13 protein-coding genes are annotated in these 19165 nt (G+C 68.6%); 3 read left to right on the top strand and 10 right to left on the bottom strand.

The genetic code is table 11. The features are described 5' to 3' along the window. Positions 1-73 precede the first annotated feature (73 nt). A complete protein-coding gene (locus tag C563_RS0105805) occupies positions 74-679 on the top strand; it encodes a dihydrofolate reductase family protein (RefSeq protein ID WP_026264398.1) in 606 nt (201 codons plus the stop codon). Here C563_RS0105805 and C563_RS20905 read toward each other — a convergent pair. The 5 genes from C563_RS20905 to C563_RS0105780 all read right to left on the bottom strand — a co-directional run bounded on the left by C563_RS20905 (position 661) and on the right by C563_RS0105780 (position 7727). Next, the gene (locus tag C563_RS20905; RefSeq protein ID WP_231369849.1) at positions 661-2163 is read right to left on the bottom strand and encodes an HNH endonuclease signature motif containing protein; all 1503 of its coding nucleotides are present in this window, start codon (positions 2161-2163) and stop codon (positions 661-663) included. The genes C563_RS0105805 and C563_RS20905 overlap by 19 nt on opposite strands. A gap of 136 nt (positions 2164-2299) precedes the next feature. Next, positions 2300-3031 (bottom strand): thymidine kinase, encoded by a 732-nt coding sequence (locus C563_RS0105795; RefSeq protein ID WP_018761100.1) that lies wholly within the window; start codon positions 3029-3031, stop codon positions 2300-2302. Then, positions 3024-4256 carry an alkaline phosphatase family protein gene (locus C563_RS0105790; protein ID WP_018761099.1) on the bottom strand — a complete coding sequence of 411 codons (1233 nt, stop codon included), beginning with the start codon at positions 4254-4256 and terminating at the stop codon, positions 3024-3026. Before C563_RS0105790 ends, C563_RS0105795 begins: the two co-directional genes overlap by 8 nt. A 1-nt stretch (position 4257) precedes the next feature. Next, positions 4258-5001: a DUF5998 family protein gene (locus tag C563_RS0105785; RefSeq protein ID WP_018761098.1), complete on the bottom strand. Its 744-nt coding sequence runs from the start codon at positions 4999-5001 to the stop codon at positions 4258-4260. Positions 5002-5042: 41 nt separating this feature from the next. Further along, positions 5043-7727, bottom strand: coding sequence for a bifunctional acetate--CoA ligase family protein/GNAT family N-acetyltransferase (locus tag C563_RS0105780; RefSeq protein WP_018761097.1), 2685 nt, complete (start codon positions 7725-7727; stop codon positions 5043-5045). Positions 7728-7801: 74 nt separating this feature from the next. Between C563_RS0105780 and C563_RS0105775 the strand changes: the two genes are divergently transcribed. After that, positions 7802-10315 carry a DNA gyrase/topoisomerase IV subunit A gene (locus C563_RS0105775; RefSeq protein ID WP_018761096.1) on the top strand — a complete coding sequence of 838 codons (2514 nt, stop codon included), beginning with the start codon at positions 7802-7804 and terminating at the stop codon, positions 10313-10315. A 40-nt stretch (positions 10316-10355) separates the two neighbouring features. Here C563_RS0105775 and C563_RS0105770 read toward each other — a convergent pair whose 3' ends face one another. Then, a complete protein-coding gene (locus C563_RS0105770; protein WP_018761095.1) occupies positions 10356-11156 on the bottom strand; it encodes an ABC transporter permease subunit in 801 nt (266 codons plus the stop codon). Beyond that, positions 11146-12132: an ABC transporter ATP-binding protein gene (locus tag C563_RS20900; RefSeq protein ID WP_109864046.1), complete on the bottom strand. Its 987-nt coding sequence runs from the start codon at positions 12130-12132 to the stop codon at positions 11146-11148. The genes C563_RS0105770 and C563_RS20900 overlap by 11 nt, the downstream gene beginning before the upstream one ends. Positions 12133-12201: 69 nt before the next feature. On the opposite strand from C563_RS20900, the gene C563_RS0105760 reads away from it, so the two are divergent. After that, positions 12202-12720 (top strand): DinB family protein, encoded by a 519-nt coding sequence (locus C563_RS0105760; protein WP_018761093.1) that lies wholly within the window; start codon positions 12202-12204, stop codon positions 12718-12720. Between the two features lie 41 nt (positions 12721-12761). Here the strand turns inward: C563_RS0105760 and cydD are convergent, their stop codons facing one another. The 3 genes from cydD to C563_RS0105745 are packed head-to-tail and all read right to left on the bottom strand — an operon-like array spanning position 12762 to position 18917. Beyond that, positions 12762-16217: a thiol reductant ABC exporter subunit CydD gene (cydD, locus tag C563_RS0105755; protein ID WP_018761092.1), complete on the bottom strand. Its 3456-nt coding sequence runs from the start codon at positions 16215-16217 to the stop codon at positions 12762-12764. Between the two features lies 1 nt (position 16218). Beyond that, complete coding sequence (cydB, locus tag C563_RS0105750) at positions 16219-17268, bottom strand: cytochrome d ubiquinol oxidase subunit II (protein WP_018761091.1); 1050 nt, start codon at positions 17266-17268, stop codon at positions 16219-16221. Positions 17269-17312: 44 nt separating this feature from the next. After that, complete coding sequence (locus C563_RS0105745; protein WP_018761090.1) at positions 17313-18917, bottom strand: cytochrome ubiquinol oxidase subunit I; 1605 nt, start codon at positions 18915-18917, stop codon at positions 17313-17315. Between the last annotated feature and the right edge of the window lie 248 nt (positions 18918-19165).

The following is a 19165-nucleotide window of genomic DNA, read 5'->3' as shown; positions in this document are numbered from 1 at the left end:
TGATGGACTTGGGCACGTGCTAGGATCCCCAGCACGCGGCCGCGTGTAAAGCGCAATTACCAGGAGGTTCTCGGTGCCGGACACAACCTGCCATATGTCCATTTCGCTGGACGGCTTTGTCGCCGGACCGGACCAGAGCCGCGAAAACCCGCTGGGTAAACGCGGGCTCGAGCTGCATGGCTGGCATATCGGCGACCCCCGGGCCACCGAAACCAACCAGGTCGCCGCCAATTGGCTCATGCGGCCTCGCGGCGCCTATGTGATGGGCCGGAACATGTTCGGTCCCATCCGCGGTGAGTGGAGTGGGGAATGGAACGGCTGGTGGGGGCCGGAACCGCCTTATCACGCACCCGTTTTCGTCCTCACCCACTATGAGCATGACCCGATCCAGATGGAGGGCGGGACCACGTTCCACTTCGTCACCGAGGGATTCGACGCCGCCTATGCTGCCGCGTCCCAAGCCGCCGGAGACAAGGGCGTGGACATCGCAGGTGGAGCCTCGACCGTCCGCCAAGCACTGGCTGCCGGCGTCGTGGACGAATTGACGCTCGACATCGCCCCGGTGCTTCTCGGTTCGGGCGAACGTATCTTCGACGGCATTGAGTCTTTCGACTTCGAACCCGTCGAGGTGCTTCACTCGCCGTTGGCAACCCACATCCGCTACCGGCGCAGGCAGTAGATCCGCCTGGTGGCGTTGGCTCCGCCTGTCCCAGCGACGGCGTTCACGCGTGGGTGTGCAGGTATCCCTCCCGGCCATCCCCTGGGCCACACGGGTGGTTGCCAGTCTTGGTGTTCGCTGTGGTAGTGGCGGCCGGCCGGTGAGGTCCAGCCCGGTGGTTCGGTCTTGCTGGCCGGGGTGGGTTTCCAGCCGGTGGTGTGCCGGAGCCGGTGGTGTTTCGGGCAGGGCTGTCCCAAGTTGCTGACTCCGGTGGTCCCGCCGTTGGCCCAGGCCAGGATGTGATCGGCCTCCGTGTCCAGTGAGCTGTTGCTGCAGCCGGGGAACGGGCACTTACCATCCCGGAGCCGGAGCCAGTTCCGCATCGCCTTGCCCACCCGGTAACTGGCCCTGCCGATCTCCAACGGTGCCCCGTCCCGCGGATCCACGAGCACCCGGTAAAACGAGCCCGCACCCTCCGCGACCAACCGGCGGGCCATCGAAGCCGGAATCGGCCCATACCCATCCAGCACCGCCGCCTCATCCGTCAACCCGAGCAACGAAAACACCGGCACGGTCACCAACACCTGCGCCCGGACCGCATCAGGCGGGACATCGGCAGGCCTCTCGAGGTCATCGGGGCTGGTGCAACCTTCGCCTGGCCCCGCGTTCCTCCCGGCAGCCTGTCCCGTGCTCAGACCGACGGTCAGAAGGGACGTGGCAAACACATCGGCCCGGAGCTGGGTGAGGGTCCTGGCCTCGCCGGGTCCCTGCACGCCGCGGGCCACAGCGGTCAGCCGGTTCCAGCCCGCTGCTGCCTGGTCCGCGGGCAGATACGCGGCGAGCCAGGCCATTCCGTCCCGGTCCGGCCGGTACTCCACCCGCCGGTCCACCACCCCCTTGGCGTGACGTTGTTTGATGCTCGCGGCATGGTGGCGTTCCCGCCAAACCCTGGCCTTGGCCCGGAACCGGTGCGCCGGCAACTCCCCCACCGCACACCCCCGGGCCGGATCCGGTGCATCGGGGTCCAGGAAATGGGCCTCCAACCCCGCCGCCCCCGCAGCATCCAGCCCGGCCGTTTCATCGGCCATCACCGTGGCGTGCTGCCAGGACAGGGTCCCGTCGTTCAAAGCAGCCGCAGTCCGCGGCAACCCCTTGACCACAGCCTGCGAGGTGGCCAGGAACGAAGACGCAGCCCGCGGACCAAGCGCCAGCACACACCCAACCTCCGCCGCGACCGCCATCTCCTGCGCCACCACCGGCACCCCCGGCCCCGCCACAACACCCGCAGCATCCGCAAACGCCACCGCAGCCCGCGCCTTCAAACCAGCGACCCGGGCCTCCACCTCACGGACACCGGCCAGAACATCAAGGCAACCATCCGCCAACCCAGCCAACGGATCAGCCACCGAGAACGGCTCCGCACCACACCCGTCCACCTCGGCAACCAACACCGCAAGGGCAGCACGAATATCCGCCAACGCCCCCACCACCGCCGCTTTCCCCATAAACCCATCATGGCAACGGGGTACGACATTCAAGGTCCGAGATTTAGGGGCCGGCCACGACAACCGGGCACCAAGACTGAACAGGCTTCGACAAGCCCACTACCGGCAGGCTCAACCACCGGGTCTGCGCGGACACTTACGTCCCGCGGGGCTCCCCTGGTCCACCTGAACCGCGCCAGAGGCAGGCGTCCACTTCGAACGGCAGCAATTCGTCCTGCTGGGCCATCAGTTTGGCGCCGTGCGCCGTCACCCTGCGCATGAAATGCCGGCGGCACAGCGTCTCGTAACCCACCACGGGGACGTGTTCGGCAGCCTGCGCGGTGGCGGCGTCGGCCACCATGTCCACGTCGCCGACCACCACCTGCGCACCCTCGGTGACCATGACGCCGTCGACCGTTCTGGCGTTGTGCGTGGCCCGGCGGCCGCACCAGCACAGCGCCTCCACTTGGAGCACCTGCACCCGGTCAGCCAGCTCAATAAGGCGTTGGGACCCGGGGAACAAACGGGTGCGGAAGTCGGCGGTGATGCCGAATGCGAAGACGTCGACGTCGATCTCGTCCACCACCTTGGCCAGTTGCTCCACCTGCACGGGGGTGTAGAACTGGGCTTCATCGCAGATAAGGTAATCCACCCGCCTGCCCTGGGTGCGCCGGACCATGACTTCCTCCCAGAAGTCCGTGCTGTCCAGCACCTCCACGGCGTCCGTCTCCAGGCCCAGCCGGCTGGAGATGCGGGATTCGCCGGCGCGGTCGTTGCGGCTGAACCGCACACCGCCGCGGCCGCGTGCCCGGTGGTTGTAGTCCATCTGCAGGGCCAGCGTGGATTTTCCGCAGTCCATGGTGCCGGAAAAGAAAATGAGTTCAGCCACGCCGGCGGCTCCTTCCGTCGGCTGCAAAACAGAGCAGCGGGACCTCACGCTCGGCTTTGGTCAGGGAGCCGTGCTGGCCTACCACTTCCATGGCGGTGGGCCGCATGCGCCGCCCGTCATAGAGGGCGACGGCGTCCCGCGCCGCGATCATGACGTCACCGATCCTGCCCTCCACGGCAGGCCGGACGTCACCAAAAAGTCCCCCGGCGATTGCTTCTTCCCGGGTGAAGGCCCATACCCGGTCGCCAAACCTTGATTTCCAGGCAGCCACCAGCCGTTCCCGGCCGGCAGAGCCGTCCAGGTGCGTCTCTTCGAGGTACAGGTGGACCATCCGGGGTTCGCCGGCAGTATGCCGGACGCCGTCAACCAGCGCAGAGTCGGCGGAGAAGTCGATCCGCTGGGACTCGGGAATGTCGAGCATGCCGTGGTCTGCGGTGAGCAGGATCGTGGTCCCGGCGGGCAGTGAGGAGTTGAGCCGCTTGACCGTGGCGTCGAGCTCCTCCAACTGGTGTTCCCACTGTTCCGACCGGCAGCCGTAGCGGTGGCCGGCTTTATCCAGCTCATTCACGTAGAAGTACATCAGGGATGGACCGGCGCCCGCCATGGCGTCGGCGGCAGCGCCGGTGCGGGCATGGGCGGTGGTTCCGGAGATGAACCTGCCGCCGCGCAGGGCGGCCCGGGTCATGGGCGAACCGTTGAACTGGGCGAGGCTGACGGTGCTGACATCCGCCTGCCCGGCCACCCGCTCAAAGACCGTGGGGAACGGCTGCCAGGTGGCCGGATCGACGCCGGGGTCCCAGTTGCCCAGGAGGTTGACTACCTTGTCCTGCCCTGGGTCCAGGACGTCGTACCCCACCATGCCGTGCTGGCCGGCGGGGAGGCCGGTCCCGAAGCTGGCCAACGCTGCGGCCGTGGTGGAAGGAAACGCCGAGTCCAGCCATACAGGGACGTCGCCCTGGCCTGCCTGGACCACCGAACGCAGGAAGGGGGTGTGGGCGGCTTTCTGCTTTAGCAGGTTCCTGCCCAGGCCGTCGGCGAGGACCACGCAGACACGGCTGGCGGCGGGGAGGCCCAAGGTGTTGTCGAAGCCTTCCATCCCCAGGCTCGCCGCAGCACTGGTCAGGACTTCGGCGACGGAACGGTGCCCGTAGGCAGGAGCGGGCGGAAGATCGGGGGTGTATCCGGAAGCGGGAGTTTGTTCGGCTTGGTGGCTGGCTTCGGGCATCTCAGCGCTGCTGGTGCCCGCGGCTGAGCCGGTTTCCGAACACCCCGGACCGCGGACGGGGAGCCATGGACTGCACGTGGGGCACGGGCGCTGCCGATGCGGTGTTGACGGCGCGCAGGGCCCGGGCAAAAAGCTTGGCGTCCTGCACGGCCTGCAGCCCGTCGGCCTCGGCGCTGATGCGGAGCACGATGTCTTCCTGCGCGATGGTGCCCGTGTAGCCGTGGTCCGCTTCGCACTGCGGGTCCCCGCAGCTGGCGGGACCCATGTCCAGGCGTTGCCCGCCGGACCACGCAATCGACAGGGTCAATTCGCGGACGGGATCCGAGGGCTTGTAGTTCTGCGGCTGGGCGTACATGTAGCTCAGGACCACGGAGCGGATCTGGGCCACGGGAACTGATTCGGTGGAGATCTGCGCGACGATCTGCTCCCCCGCCTCGTCCAGCTGCTGGTCGTCCACGTGGGTGATGACCAGCATGTCCGCGGTGAGCACCAGCACCGTGATGTGGCGCCGCACCTCCGCCCGGTCAAAATGGGTTTCCAGGTGCACCAGGTGCGCTACGCAGTCCCGACCATCCAGGGCGTCGTCAACGACGTCGGAGACCAGTCGCGGGTAGAAGCCGGCCTTCTGCAGCGCGTCTTCGAGGCTCTGGCCCTGGAGTCCGTGGTGGTGTGAGCTGTGCTGGCGGAGTGCCTGGTTTTCATTGCCGGGCGTTTCGGGCGCCGACGCGGGAGGCTGGAAGCTCATGCCCCCATTTTCACAGATCGGCCGGTCACTTGCTAACCGCCTCAGCCCAGCATTGCCCTGCGGGCACTGTCTGTCCGCTGCGCCGCGTTGCCAATCCGCACGTCAGCGGCGAGGATCGTGGCCGCGGACGTGCCGCACAGGACGGGGTTGAATTCCACGAGCGCGATCTCCGGGTGGTTGTCCTTCATCCAGGCCAGCCTGGCGGCCAGGTCCTCAAGGGCCGGCACATCAACGGCCGGCAGCCCTTGGTACCCGAACAGTTTCCTTGATGCCCTGGGGGCACGGATGAAGTCGTGGACGTCGGCGGCGGACAGCGGCGGAACCCGGTGAGCCCAGTCGTCGAGCAGGTTGACGGCGTCACCGGCGAGGCCGAACGAGATCACCGGGCCAAGCAACGGGTCTTCGATGGCCCGGAAAGTGCAGGCCTGGCCCACCGGTGCCATGGACTGGACCTCAAGGGCCGGGTCACCGTAGGCCGCGAGCGCCCGCCGCATCTGCGCCACGTTCTGGCGCAGCGACTCGGCGTCCTCGATGCCGAGGCGTACCCCGCCCAGGTCCAGCCGGTGCCGGAGGGCCGGGTCCGTGGTCTTCAGTACGACGGGCCAGCCGAGGGCTTCCGCGGCCTGCACGGCCTCATCCGGTGTGTTGAAGGCTGTCGACGGCAGGACGGTGATGCCGTAGTGCCCCAGGAGGGACGCCGCTGCTGCCGGTTCCAGTTGCTTGAGCTGTTCACCGGTGACGTCCCGCAGCAGCTCGTCGAGTTCGGCCTCGGCCTTGCGGGGATCGCAGCCGGCCGGTTCCACGAAGTGTCCTTGGTCGCGGGCAGCCCACTCCGCATACCGCACCACGGCGGCAAGGGCAGCAACGGCGGCGCCGGGGTTGGAGAAGCAGGGAACAGTGGACCCGTCGGCGCCCACCAGGCCCTCCACGTTGATGGCGGGGTCCAGGATGCCGGTGAAGGCAGCCACCACCGGTTTCCCCGCGGCGGCCGCACACTCCGCCAGGACCCGGGCCACGGCGTCTACGGTCAAGCCCCTTGCGGGCAGCAGGGCTGCGACGGCGGCGTGCACGGTATCCGAGGCCAGGGCGTCAAGGAGTGCCTTCCGCAGCGCTGGCAGCGCCACCGATTGGCCCGTGTCCAGGTCGAGGCCGGAGACCACCTGGGCAACGCCCAGCCCGTGCGCCACTGCGCTGTCCGCCACCACGTTGCCGAGGGCCTGGGAGTTGCTGAAGATGGCGACGTCGGGCCCGGCCGGAAGCGCCTGGCCCGACACCACCTGGGCGACGTCCACGAGTTCTTCCACGGTTTCCACGCGGATCACGCCCGACTGGCGCAGCATGGCGTCCAGGGCACCGGCCGGTGCCTGCGTGGTCCGGACGGCGTGCCCGGGCGGCAGCCGCAATCCCATGGTGTCCGACTTGGCAACGATCACCGGCTTGGTGCGGGCCAGGCGCCGGGCGATCCTGGAGAACTTGCGCGGGTTGCCAATGGACTCCAGGTACAGGCCCACGGCGGTGGTGTCGCCGTCGTCCTCCCAGTACTGCATCATGTCGTTGCCCGAAACGTCTGCCCGGTTGCCGGCCGAGAGCAGGCTGGAGAGCCCCAGGCGGCGCCGGCTGGACGCCGCGTACAGCGAGACGCCGATCGCCGCTGACTGGCTGAACAGGCCCAGCCCGCCACGCAGCGGCATGGTGGGAGCCATCGACGCATTCAGCGACACGTCCGGGTGCGTGTTGGCGATGCCCAGCGACGCCGGGCCGATCACGCGCATCCCGTTGGCCCTGGCCTGGCGCACCATGGCGCGCTGCCGCAGGAGGCCGCGTTCGCCGTCGTCCGCGAAGCCTGCCGTGGCCATCACCACGCCCTTGACCCCGGCGGCTGCGCAGTCTTCCATGACGCCGGCCACCTCCTCGTAAGGAACGGCGACGATGGCCAGCTGGACGGGTTCGGGAACTTCGGAGAGCCTTCCGTAGGACATCATTCCCGCCAGTTCCAGCGCCTCCGGGTTGATCGCGTATACGGACCCGTGGAAGCCGCCCTCGATGATGTGCTCCAGCAGCTGGTACCCCACGGTGCCCCACTTGCGGCTGGCACCGATGACGGCAACGGACGACGGCGCCAGCAGGCCCCGGACGCTCCTCGCCTCGGCGCGGTGTTCGCGGGATTCCATGACGGCACGCGATTTCTCGGTAGGCTCCACGTTGAACTCAAGGCTGACGACGCCGTCATCGAAATGCCGCTTGACGTCGTAGCCGGCGTCGGAGAACACCATCAGCATCTTGCGGTTCTCCGGCAGCACCTCGGCGGTGAACTTGCGGATCCCGTTTTCGTGCGCGGCGGCGGCCAGGTGCTCCAGCAGGATGGAGCCGATGCCCCTGCCCTGGTGGGCGTCGGCGATGTTGAAGGCCACCTCTGCTTCGGTGGGGTCGGTGAGGCGGTCGTAGCGGCCGATACCGATGATCTCGCCGTGGATGGTGATGACGAACGCCACCCGGTCCCTGTAGTCGACCTCAGTGAAGCGCTTGAGTTCCTTGGCGGACAGCCTGGCCTTGAACGCAAAGAAGCGCATGTAGATTGAATTCTGCGACTGCCCGGTATGGAAGGCCTGGACAGCGTCGGCATCCGACGGGTGGATGGGCCGCAGGTGCGCCGTTCCGCCGTCACGCAGGACGACATCGGCCTCCCAATGTTCCGGATATTCGCCGTCCCCGGGCTGATCCACCATAGGCTTAGCCTAGCCAAGAACTCGCAGCATGCCCGAAAAGCTGCAAGCACCCCCAGAAGGATCCACCAAACCCCATGGCCCGCCGCCAAAGTTCAAAACCCATCGTGGAAGACACCTACACGGAGAACATCGTCGATATCGATGTCACGTCCGAAATGCAGGGCTCCTTCCTGGAGTACGCGTACTCGGTGATCTACTCCAGGGCACTCCCGGACGCCCGCGACGGGCTCAAGCCGGTGCAGCGCCGCATCCTGTACATGATGAGCGACATGGGCCTGCGCCCGGACCGCGGCCACGTCAAAAGTGCCCGCGTGGTGGGCGAGGTGATGGGCAAGCTGCACCCGCACGGGGACGCAGCCATCTATGACGCCATGGTGCGCATGGCCCAGGACTTCTCCTTGCGGCTGCCGCTGATTGACGGGCACGGCAACTTCGGCTCGCTCGACGACGGCCCGGCCGCGCCGCGGTACACCGAGGCACGGATGGCGGCGGCGGCCCTCACACTCACCAACCACCTCGATGAAGACGTGGTGGACTTCGTCCCGAACTACGACAACCAGCTGACGCAGCCGGACGTCCTGCCGGCAGCCTTCCCCAACCTGCTGGTGAACGGGGCCACCGGCATCGCCGTCGGCATGGCCACCAACATGGCCCCGCACAACCTGGTGGAAGTGATCGCGGCCGCCCGGCACCTGATCGCCCACCCGGACGCCACGCTGGAGGACCTCATGCGGTTCGTGCCAGGCCCTGACCTGCCAAGCGGCGGCAGGATCGTGGGCCTGGACGGCATCCGGGACGCGTACGCCACCGGCCGCGGCTCCTTCAAGACGCGGGCCAAGGTGGAGATCGAGCAGCTCACGGCACGCCGCACCGGCCTGGTGGTCACCGAACTGCCGTACATGGTGGGCCCGGAAAAGGTCATCGAGAAGATCAAGGACGCGGTCAACGCCAAGAAGCTGACCGGCATCAGCGACATCGTGGACCTCACGGACCGCAAACATGGGCTGCGGCTGGTCATCGAACTGAAGAACGGCTTCAACCCCAACGCCGTCCTGCAGCAGCTGTACCGCTACACGCCGATGGAGGACTCCTTCGGCATCAACAACGTCACCCTGGTGGACGGCCAGCCGCAAACCCTGGGCCTGGTGGACCTCCTCTCGGTCTACGTCAACCACCGCATCAACGTGGTGCGCCGCCGCACCGTCTTCCGGCTGGGCAAGAAGAAGGACCGCCTGCACTTGGTGGAGGGCCTGCTTATCGCCATTGTGGACATCGATGAAGTCATCCAGATCATCAGGTCCTCGGACGAGGCCGCCGCCGCCCGCGAACGGCTGATGTCCATCTATGACCTCACCGAGGTCCAGGCCAACTACATCCTGGAACTGCGCCTGCGCCAGCTGACCAAGTACTCCCGGATCGAGCTTGAAAAGGAGCAGGACGAGCTCCGCCGCGAGATCGCGGAACTGCAGGCCATCCTGGACTCCGAGGAACTGCTCCGCACGGTGGTCTCCGACGAACTCGGCGCGATCGCCGAGGAACACGGCACCCCGCGCCGGACCGTGCTGCTGGAATCCGAGGCCGTGTCCCCCACGGTCGCCGCCGAGCTCGCAGCGGCCCCCGGGAAGGGCAAGGCAGCCCCGCTGGCGCTGGAAATCGCCGACGACCCCTGCTGGGCGATCCTCACCGCGTCAGGGCAGGTGGCGCGGACCAGCAACCAGGAGCCCCTCGCCGAAGCAGGGCCCCGGAACAAGCACGACGTGTACGCATCGGTGGTCAAGACGTCGGCCCGCGGCGAGATCGCGGCCGTCACCTCGCTGGGCCGCATGCTCCGGCTGCAGGTCATGGACATGCCCGTCCTGCCGCCGGTATCCGGGCTGCCCAACCTGGCCGGCGGCGTGCCGGCCAAGGAATTCCTCACCCTGGTCAAGGGTGAGTCCCTGGTGGCATTCGTCCGGTTGGATGAGGTCCTGGCCATCGGCACCGCCCAAGGCGTGGTGAAGCGCGTGCAGCCGGACTACCCGCTGAACCGCGAAGACTGGGAAGTCATCACCCTCAAGGACAAGGATTTCGTGGTGGGTGTGGCTCCCGCCGGCACGGATGAGGCCGAGCTGGTCTTCGTGACCAGGCAGGCACAACTGCTGAAGTTCCCCGCCGCCGTCGTCCGCCCCCAGGGGCGCACCGCAGGTGGCATGGCCGGCATCAAACTGGCTGCGGGTGACCAGGTGATCTTCTTCGGCGCGGTCCAGCCGAACGATGCCGCCGCCGTCGTGGTCACCATCGCGGGGACCAACGGCGCCCTTCCCGGCACTGCGCCCGGGACCGCCAAGGTCACCGCCTTCGATGAATATCCTGCCAAGGGACGCGCCACCGCGGGCGTCCGGGCACACCGGTTCCTGAAGGGCGAGGACACGCTCCTGCTGGGCTGGGCAGGACATGGGCCGGCCAAGGCGTCGTCCGCGGCCGGCGTGGCACGGTCACTACCGCAGGAGCATGGCCGGCGCGACGGCTCGGGTGTCCCCCTGTCCCAGGCTGTGGAGGTCGTGGGACCTGCCATGGCGTGGGAGCCGGAACCGGCCGCCGGAGACTAGCAGCCGCTGCCGGGGACCCACCCGGCGTTCAACCCGGGGGTTACCCGGCCACGTCACGGCGGCGGAAACCGGCGACGGCGAGCGCCACGAGCACGGCGATGGTGGCTGCCGACACCAGGACGCTGTCCCAGGCGGTGCCCTGCCGCAGCGGATCGTGGCCGATGTACTGGAAGAACGGTGACACCTGGTGGATCCGGTCGAAGGCATCCACCAGCGGGGCGAGCGCGTTGACGATGTAGGCGAGCACCGCCAGGACGGCGGGTATGCCGCGGCTGAGCCCGGTCCGTCCGGTGCCGGCCGACAGCGCCAGGGCAAGGCTGCCAAAGACAACACCCAGCAAGGCCAGGTGCAGCATGGCGGCGGCCACTTTGTCGGCCGGCAGGACCATATCCACCAGGCGGCCCTCCAGCACCAGCGAAACGCCCATGACGGCGGCCAGCAGGAAGGTGCCCAGGGCCATGGCCGCGAACTTGTCCACTACCACCCTGCCGCGGCCCACCGGGTTGGAGAGCAGCAGGTCCATGGTGTGCCGGTCCTCTTCCCCGCCGATGGCGCCCGCGCCGGCGCTGACGGCGTAGATCAAGACGGCGATGGGTCCCATGAAGGACATCAGCTCCACTTGGATGTATCCCGTGGGGGTGGACATATCCGCGCTGGAGGTGGCGAACAAGGAGCGAAACGCCTCGGGCATCTGGTCGATGAAGCCGCTGATGGACGGTTGGGACTGGACCGCCGGCCACACAGCAGCGTACATGGCGACGATCAGGGCCAGGGAGACGGCCCAGGCCAGCAGCGTCCTGCTTTGGTCGCGGAGCGTTTTCACCAGGACGTTAGCCAGCATGGCGCGGCCCTGTCCCCGCTGTGTCCAGGGTATCGGCGCCGCCCTGGTCCGAGCCGTAGTAGGTCAGGAAGGTTTCCTCCAGCGGAGCCTCGGAGCACTCAAAGTCCTCCACGTCCCGGGCGCTCACCAGCTTCAGGAGTGCATCCAGGGCCGACTGCGGGGCGTTGCAGCTGAGCGAGCGGCCATCCACCGTCAGGTCCCGTACGCCCGGGACACCCGCGAACCCTGCCGCGGACACCGTGGTGGTGAACCGGGCCCGCACCCGGTGCAGGGACCGCGCAGCGAGATCCTGCAGCCGCTCCACCGCCACGAGCTTCCCCGCCCGGACCACTCCGATCCTGTCCGCGACGCGTTCCACCTCCCCCAGGACGTGCGAGGAGAAGAGCGCGGACCCGCCGCCGGCCGTGTGCTCGCGGAGGATCGAGTGGAATACCTGCTGCACCAGGGGGTCGATCCCGCTGGTGGGCTCGTCCAGCACCAGCAGCCGTGGACTGGACATCACCGCGAGGACAACGGCAAGCTTCTGCCGGTTTCCGCGCGAGAGGGTGCGGGCCTGCCGGTTCAGGTCCAGGTCGAGCCGGTCCGCCAGCTCGGCGGCGCGCGGGGCATCGTCCCGGTTCCGCAGGTGGGCGCAGTACGCCACATGCTGGTGGCCGGTCAGGCGGTCGTAGAGCGCCGGCTCTCCCGGCACATAGCCCACCAGCCGGTGGACGTCCCGGGCCTGCCGCCAGGCGTCCAACCCCAGCACCGCCGCTGTGCCGGACGTGGGCCGCAGCATGCCCATCAGGAGCCGGATGGTGGTGGTCTTGCCCGCCCCGTTGGGGCCCAGGTACCCGAAGACCTCTCCCGGCCCGATGGTGAGGGTCACGTCGTCGAGCGCTGTGTTCCGGCCGAACCGCTTGGTCAGGCCGGACAGCTGCACCATGCTGTCCGCATCCACTGGTGCTCCCGCATCCCGGCGGCCATCCGCACTCATGCTGCAAGGCTAGGCAGGCGTCCCCTGGCGTCCCAGAGTCTTTCGGCCCGGACCCCCTAGACTGCTCTCATGCCTATCGTTCCTGATGAAAAGGACTGGACCTGGGTCCTGTCCCGCACCTGCCCGGAATGTTCCTTCGACGCTTCCACCGCGACCCCGGCAACCGTTCCCGGCATCATCGAAAGCATGCTGCCCCGGTGGCGGGCCGTCCTGCGCCGGCCGGATGCGGCGGAGCGCCCGGACGACCGGACGTGGTCCGCACTGGAGTATGCCTGCCATGTACGGGACGTCTTCAGCCTCTTCGACCACCGGCTCAACCTGATGCTCGCCGAGGACGGCGCCCGCTTCGAGAACTGGGACCAGGACCTGACCGCGGAGGAAAAGGACTACGCCAATTCCGATCCAGCCGAGGTGAGCGCCGAACTGGCCGCCGAGGGGCACCAGGCCGCGGATGCCTTCGCCGGTGTCCGCGAAGAAGACTGGGCACGGAAGGGCCTGCGCAGCAATGGATCCGAATTCACGGTCCTGACCCTGGCCCAATACTTCCTGCACGACGTCGTCCACCACCTGCACGACGTCGACGGCTAGCGGCGCGGGCAGCCGAGCTAGCAGCGGCGCGGGCAGCAGGCTCAGCGCGACGCTGGCACGCGGTCCCCGGGCACGCCGGACACGGCCGGAAGTTCCAGCCGGGCGTCCGTCCCGGCGATATCCGCCCCGTTGTGGGTTACCAGGACCACGGTACGGTCCCGCAGCCCCCTGCGAAGGTCCGCCAGCATGGCTGCGGCAGCTTCCGCATCCAGGTGGGCGGTGGGTTCGTCCAGCAGGATCACGTCCGCGCCGGTCAGCAGAGTCCGCGCCACGGCCAGGCGCTGCCGTTCGCCACCGCTGAGGAAGGCGCCGCCGGGGCCGATCCTGGTATCCAGGCCGGCAGGCAGCCTCTCCACCAGCCCGTCAAGTCCCACGGCGGCCAGCACCGCGCCCAGGTCATCCTCGGAAACCGGCGGCCCACCAGTTCCGGCGGCACGCCCCAGCAGCAGGTTGCCCCGGATGGTGGAATCGAAGAGGTGGGCCTCCTGCGGGCACCAGGCCGCGCGGCCGGACACCTGGGCCCGGCCCGCCGCCGGCGCCAGGAAGCCGAGCAGGATGGAGAGCAGGGTTGATTTCCCCGAACCGGACGGCCCGGTGACTACCAGCCAGCGGCCGGGCTCCGCCACGGCATCCAGCCCCGTGAAGACCGGGGGCCCATCCGGCCATGCTGCGGCCAGCTCCGTCAGCGCTATGCCCGGGGCGCCGCCGTCGCGGGCCGTGAGAGCGTGCAGCCCGGAGGTATCCCCGTCCGGAGAGGCTACGCCCGTGCCGCTGCCGGACGGACCGCCGTCCAGGGCCCCGGACTCCCCCACCCGCTGCAGGACCTCACGCAGGGCAGGGAACTGGCGCACCGCCGTCGTCATGGCTGCGTAGGGTTCCACGAGCGCGAGCAGAAGCAGCACCACCACGGCTGCCGTGGCCGGGGCAACCCGGGCAGCCAGTACGTCGGGGCCGGCAAGCCAGGCAGCGGCCAGGGCCGCGGCACCGCATCCGATGGTGGCAATGGCGTGTCCCAGCCCGTCCGCCCAGGCGGAGCGCCGCGAGGCGTCCGTCGCCTCCCGGTCCTCGGCCCGGAGCGACTCGAGCACGGGTGCTGCCAGGCCGTTCGCGTGCAGGTCTGCCCGGGCGTCCAGCGCCGCCGCTGTCCGCCGCAGCACACCGGAGCGCAGGGACTGCTCGGCAGTGGCCGACCGCCGGTCCCCCCACAGGGCGGCCGCCGGCGCGAGCAACAGGCCACCGGCAGCTGCGCCGATCACGGCAGGCAGCGCGGCGGGCACCAGGATTCCCGTGGCAGCCAGGGCCAGGGCGGACACTGCGACCGCTGTGACGGGCGGCAGGACCACGCGTGGCAGGAGGTCGCGGATGGTGTCGACGTCGTCAATCACCGTTCCCAGCACGTTGCCGCCCTGCAGGAGCCGGCGCAGCGACAGGGCCCTGCGGCTGAGGGATTCCCAGAGCCTGCCGCGCAGGCGGGTGAGGGCGGCGAAGACGGCATCGTGGAGCAGTAACCGTTCCCAGTAGCGGAGCACCGCGCGGCCGATGCCAAAGAACCGGACGCCCACAATAGCGGTCAGCAGGTAGAGGATGGGCGGCTGTTCGCTGGCCCGGATGATGAGCCACCCGGAGAGGCCCGACAAGGCGACGGCGAACATGGCCGCCAAGGTGCCCACCACGGCTGCGGCCGCGAATTTGCCGCGCACCGGTTCCAGGAGCGCCGCGAGGAGTCCGGCCGCGCCCGAGGTGGACCGGGCAGTACGGTTGGGGCCGCTGGGGTCAGTGCCGGGTGCGCTCGACGCGGCATCAAGGGAGGCGGGGTCTTCGGACGGCGGATTGCCCGTGCCGGCGTAAGCGGCCAGGACCGGGGCATGCGGGGGCTCGTGCGGTTCCACGGCCTGCCCGGGACCTGCCACCGGAACCAGCTGGTCCGCAAGGTGCCGGGTGCGGTGGTTGTGGGCCACCAGGATCACGGTCACCTGGCCGCGGAGTCGGCGGATGGCATCTTCGACGACGGCGGCGGACGCGTCGTCCAGGTGCGCGGTGGGTTCATCGAGCAGCAGGATCGACGCCCCGGCATCAATCCTGGCCAGTCCGCGGGCCAGCGCCACCCGGCGCAGTTCCCCGGGGCTCAGCTCCGCCTGGTGTTTGGCCGCCAGGTGGCCGGCGCCTGCCCGCTCGAGGCAGCTCCGGGCGGCATCTTCGGCGGCGAACCGGTCCGGGCCGTGGCCCGGGTCCCGTGTCAGGTACAGCAGCACCTCGTCCAGGACCGTCGGCGCCACCATGACGGGGTGTTGCGGCACCCAGGCAATGGCAGCGCGGTCCAGTCCCCTGATCGAGCCCGAGATACTGGTGCCGTTGCCCGCGCCGACTGTGCCGGCCAGGACGCCGAGGATGGTGCTTTTGCCCGCACCGCTGGGGCCGTCAAGGGCGGTGATCCTGTCCACCGGTGCGGTGAAGGTGAGGGGCCCGACGGCGGTGTCGGACCGCCCGGCATAGCGCACCGTCAGCCTGGTCACTTCGAGGGGGGCGCCCGGCCGGCCGGCTTTGGCGGCGGGCAGCGGTGCCGCCTCGGGGGCGCCGGTCACCGCTGCCGCTTCCGCCAGGGCCACGCGGCCATCGTCACTGGCGTGGTGGGCGGTGCCCAACTCCCGGAGCGGGAGGTAGCAGTCCGGTGCCAGGAGCAGCGCCAGCAGGCCTGCCTCCAGCGGCATGTCCCCGTGGACCAGGCGGACGCCGATGAAGACCGCCACCACCGCCACCGAGATGGTGGCGATGAGTTCCAGGGCCAGCGCGGAGAGGAATGCGGTGCGAAGGGTGCCCATCGTGCGGGAGCGGTATTCCTCGGAAATCTCTTCCAGGGCTTTGCGCTGCTCGGTGGCACGGCCCAGGCCCACCAGGACCGGCAGGCCCTTGGCGAGTTCGAGCATGTGCGCTGACAACCGTGCCAGCGACGCCTGGGCCTGGCGCACGCTGTCCTGGGTGTAGCGGCCTATCAGCACCATGAAGACCGGGATCAGCGGGACCGTGAAGACGATGACCACGGCGCTCACCCAGTCCGCGAAGAGGATCCGCGCCCCCAGGAGCAGCGGGATGGCCGCGCAGTTGACCAGGGCGGGCAGGAACTGGGTGTAGTAGTTGTCCAGTGCGTCCAGTCCGCGGGTTGCCAGCACCGCCAGGCCTCCGTCGCCGGGCCCGGATCCGCGGACGCCGGTGCGGAGGGCATGCTCCAGCAGCCCGGCGCGCAGCTCCTCCTTGACCCCCAGGGCGGCGCGGCGGGCCGCGACGGCCTGTCCCCAGACGGTCAGGGACCTTAGCACCACGCCGGCAAGTCCGGCGGTGATGTGGGTTCCCCACGCGGGGTTGCCGGCCACCAGTCCGGCCAGGACGGCTGCCACCGCCTGGCCGATCAGGACGAGCGAGAGTGCCTTGAGCGCCGCCAGGACCCCCAGCCAGTAGATTGCTGACCGGGTGGACGGGCCTGCGGGGAACGTAGGCCGCACGTCAGCCCTTGATGGTGAACGCCTTGGCGGCCACGGCCGGCAGGAAGCTGTGGGCTTCCGGGATGTGGGCGGCGCTGACGCGGCGGCGGAACACCCAGTAGGTCCAGGCCTGGTACGCGATCACCAGGGGAAGGCCAACGGCTGCGACAATGCTCATCAGGCCCAGGGTGTAATCCGAGGAAGAGGCGTTGGAGATGGTCAGGTCAAAGGCACTGTCCAGCGTGGAAGGCAGCACCACCGGAAACACCGCCCCGAAGATGGCAGTGGTGCCCAGCACCAGGAAGGCGCCCAATGCGAGGAATGCCCGTCCCTCGGAGCCCTTCCGGGCCAGCAGCCAAGCCGTTGCGGCAGCGCCCACGGCGAGGACGACGGCGGCCCAGGTCCAGGGCTTGCCGTCCATGAACTGGATGGCAAGGGCCCATGCGGCAATCGGCAGGAGCAGGACCGGCAGGAGCCGCACGAACCACCGGCGCGCACGGTGCCGCACGTCGCCGTCGGTCTTCAGGGCCAGGAAGGCCAGGGCGTGCAGCAGGGAGAATCCCACCACGGCCGCACCCCCCAGCAGGGCGTAGCCGCTGAACCATGCCATGGGGCCACCTTCCCGGTCGCCGTTGGCGTTCAGCGGCAGGCCGGTGGTGGTCAGGGCCAGGGCGGCTCCAACGCCGAAGGCCGCGAAGAAGGAGCCCAGGGCAATGGCCCAGTCCCAGCGGCTCCGCCAGCTGTCGGTATCCACCTTGCCTCGGTATTCGAAGGCCACGGCACGGAAGATCAGGGCCAACAAAACCACCAGGAGCGGCAGGTAAAGCGCGGAGAACAGGGAGGCGTACCAGAGCGGGAAGGCCGCGAACGTTGCGCCGCCGGCGGTCAGGAGCCACACCTCGTTGCCGTCCCATACGGGTCCGACGGTGTTCAGGAGCACCCGGCGCTCGGTGTCGTTGCGGGCGAAGATCTTCATCAGCATCCCGACGCCCAGGTCGAAGCCCTCCAGGAAGAGGTAGCCGGTCCAGAGCACCGCGATGGCGATGAACCAGATGGTGGGAAGCAGTTCCATTGTTCGTTTCCTCTGCTCGTTGGAGCCTGTTGGGTCCGGTGCGGCTAGTAGGCGAAGGCCAGGACGTCGTCGGCGGCCCTGGCTTCCCCGGTGCCGTCGTCGCCCGGGGTCCGGTCCTCATTCTCATCGGCCGGTGCGTGGGCAAGTTCGGGCATCGCGGAGACCACGCCGCCGCGGATGTACTTCACCAGCAGTTTCACTTCCACCACCAGCAGGACGGCGTAGACGGCGGTCAGTGCCACCAGGGAAGCGATCAGCTCGCCCGCGGAGACCCCGGGGGAAACGGCGGCGGCGGTGAACATGAACACCTGGTCGATGCCGCTGGGGTCCGGGTTGGGGGCCACAACGAACGGCTGGCGGCCCATTTCGGTGAAGATCCAGCCGGCGGCGTTGGCGCCGAAGGGTGCCAGGATGCCGAACACTGCCAGGCGCATCAGCCAGCGGGATTCCGGTACCGTCCCCTTGCGGGTGATCCAGAGTGCCACCAGCGCGGCCAGGGCGGCAAGGCCGCCAAAGCCGATCATCATCCGGAAGCCCCAGTACGTGACTTCCATGACGGGTACGTACTGGATCTCCTGGCCGGCGCGGTCACCGTAAATCGGGTTGTCCGGCAGGTTGGTTCCGTATTTCTCCTTGTACTCGGGCAGCAGGCTGTTGACGCCCTTCACCTCGGTGGTGAAGTCACCCTTGGCCAGGAAGGACAGGATGCCGGGGACCTCGATGACTGCCACGACGTCGTCGCAGTTCTTCGATCCCACGTTGCCGACGCTCAGGACGGAGAAGCCCGTGCCGTCGTGGCAGGCAGCTTCGGCGGCGGCCATCTTCATGGGCTGCTGCTGGAACATAAGCTTGCCCTGGAGGTCACCGGTGACCGCTGTGCCTGCGAACGAGATCATGGCCACCACGGCGCCGATGCGCAGGGACCGGATCCACACGCTGTAGTCGGCGCGGTCCCGGCCGGGGATGCGGGCGTCCTCACCGGGGATGGCCCGGCCGTCGGCACCCACGGTGTCGACGCCGTCGTGCCGCCTCCGCCACAGGTGGTACCAGGCGATGCCGAGGAGGAAGCCGCCGGCTACGGCGAGGGCGCCGAACAGGGTGTGCGGGACGGCCACCAGGGCAGTGTTGTTGGTGAAGACTGCCCAGGCGTCGGTCATCACGGGCCGGCCGTTCACCATTTCCACGCCCACCGGGTGCTGCATCCAGCTGTTGGCCACAATGATGAAGTAGGCAGAGAGGGCTGAGCCGATGACGGCCACCCAGAGGCAGGCGAGGTGGATGGCCGGCTTGAGCTGTTTCCAGCCGAAGATCCACAGGCCCAGGAAGGTGGACTCCACGAAGAAGGCCAGGAGGGCTTCCAGCGCCAGCGGGGCGCCAAAGACATCGCCCACGAACCGGCTGTACTCACTCCAGGCCATGCCGAACTGGAACTCCTGCACGATGCCGGTGGCGACGCCCATGATGAAGTTGATGAGGAACAGCTTCCCCCAGAACTTGGTCATCCGCAGGTATTCCGGCTTGCCGGTGCGGTACCAAGCGGTCTGGATCACCGCTACCACGAGGCCCAGGCCGATGGTCAGCGGCACCATCATGAAGTGGTAGACGGTGGTGATACCGAATTGCCAGCGTGCGATTTCCAAGGCGTCCATGGCAGTCCCTACTGTTAGCAGTGCAGTTTTCTACGCTTCGTAGAACTCTAACTTCTACACAGTGTAGAACATTGTCGGTGGCTGCAAAAAACCATCCGCCACACCCCTAGGATGGCGCGTCCCGGCCCGCCACGCCAGATGTTCTACCATATGTAGAAAGAAGCAGGGTTTCGGGGTAAATTTAGTTCTGTAGTTGAACAGCCGCGTGACGTCATCGGCGCAGCGAAAAGCGCACGGTGCGGGGAAAT

The organism is Arthrobacter sp. 135MFCol5.1 (assembly GCF_000374865.1).
Taxonomy (GTDB): domain Bacteria; phylum Actinomycetota; class Actinomycetes; order Actinomycetales; family Micrococcaceae; genus Arthrobacter.
This window is presented reverse-complemented; position numbering and strand designations above follow the sequence as displayed.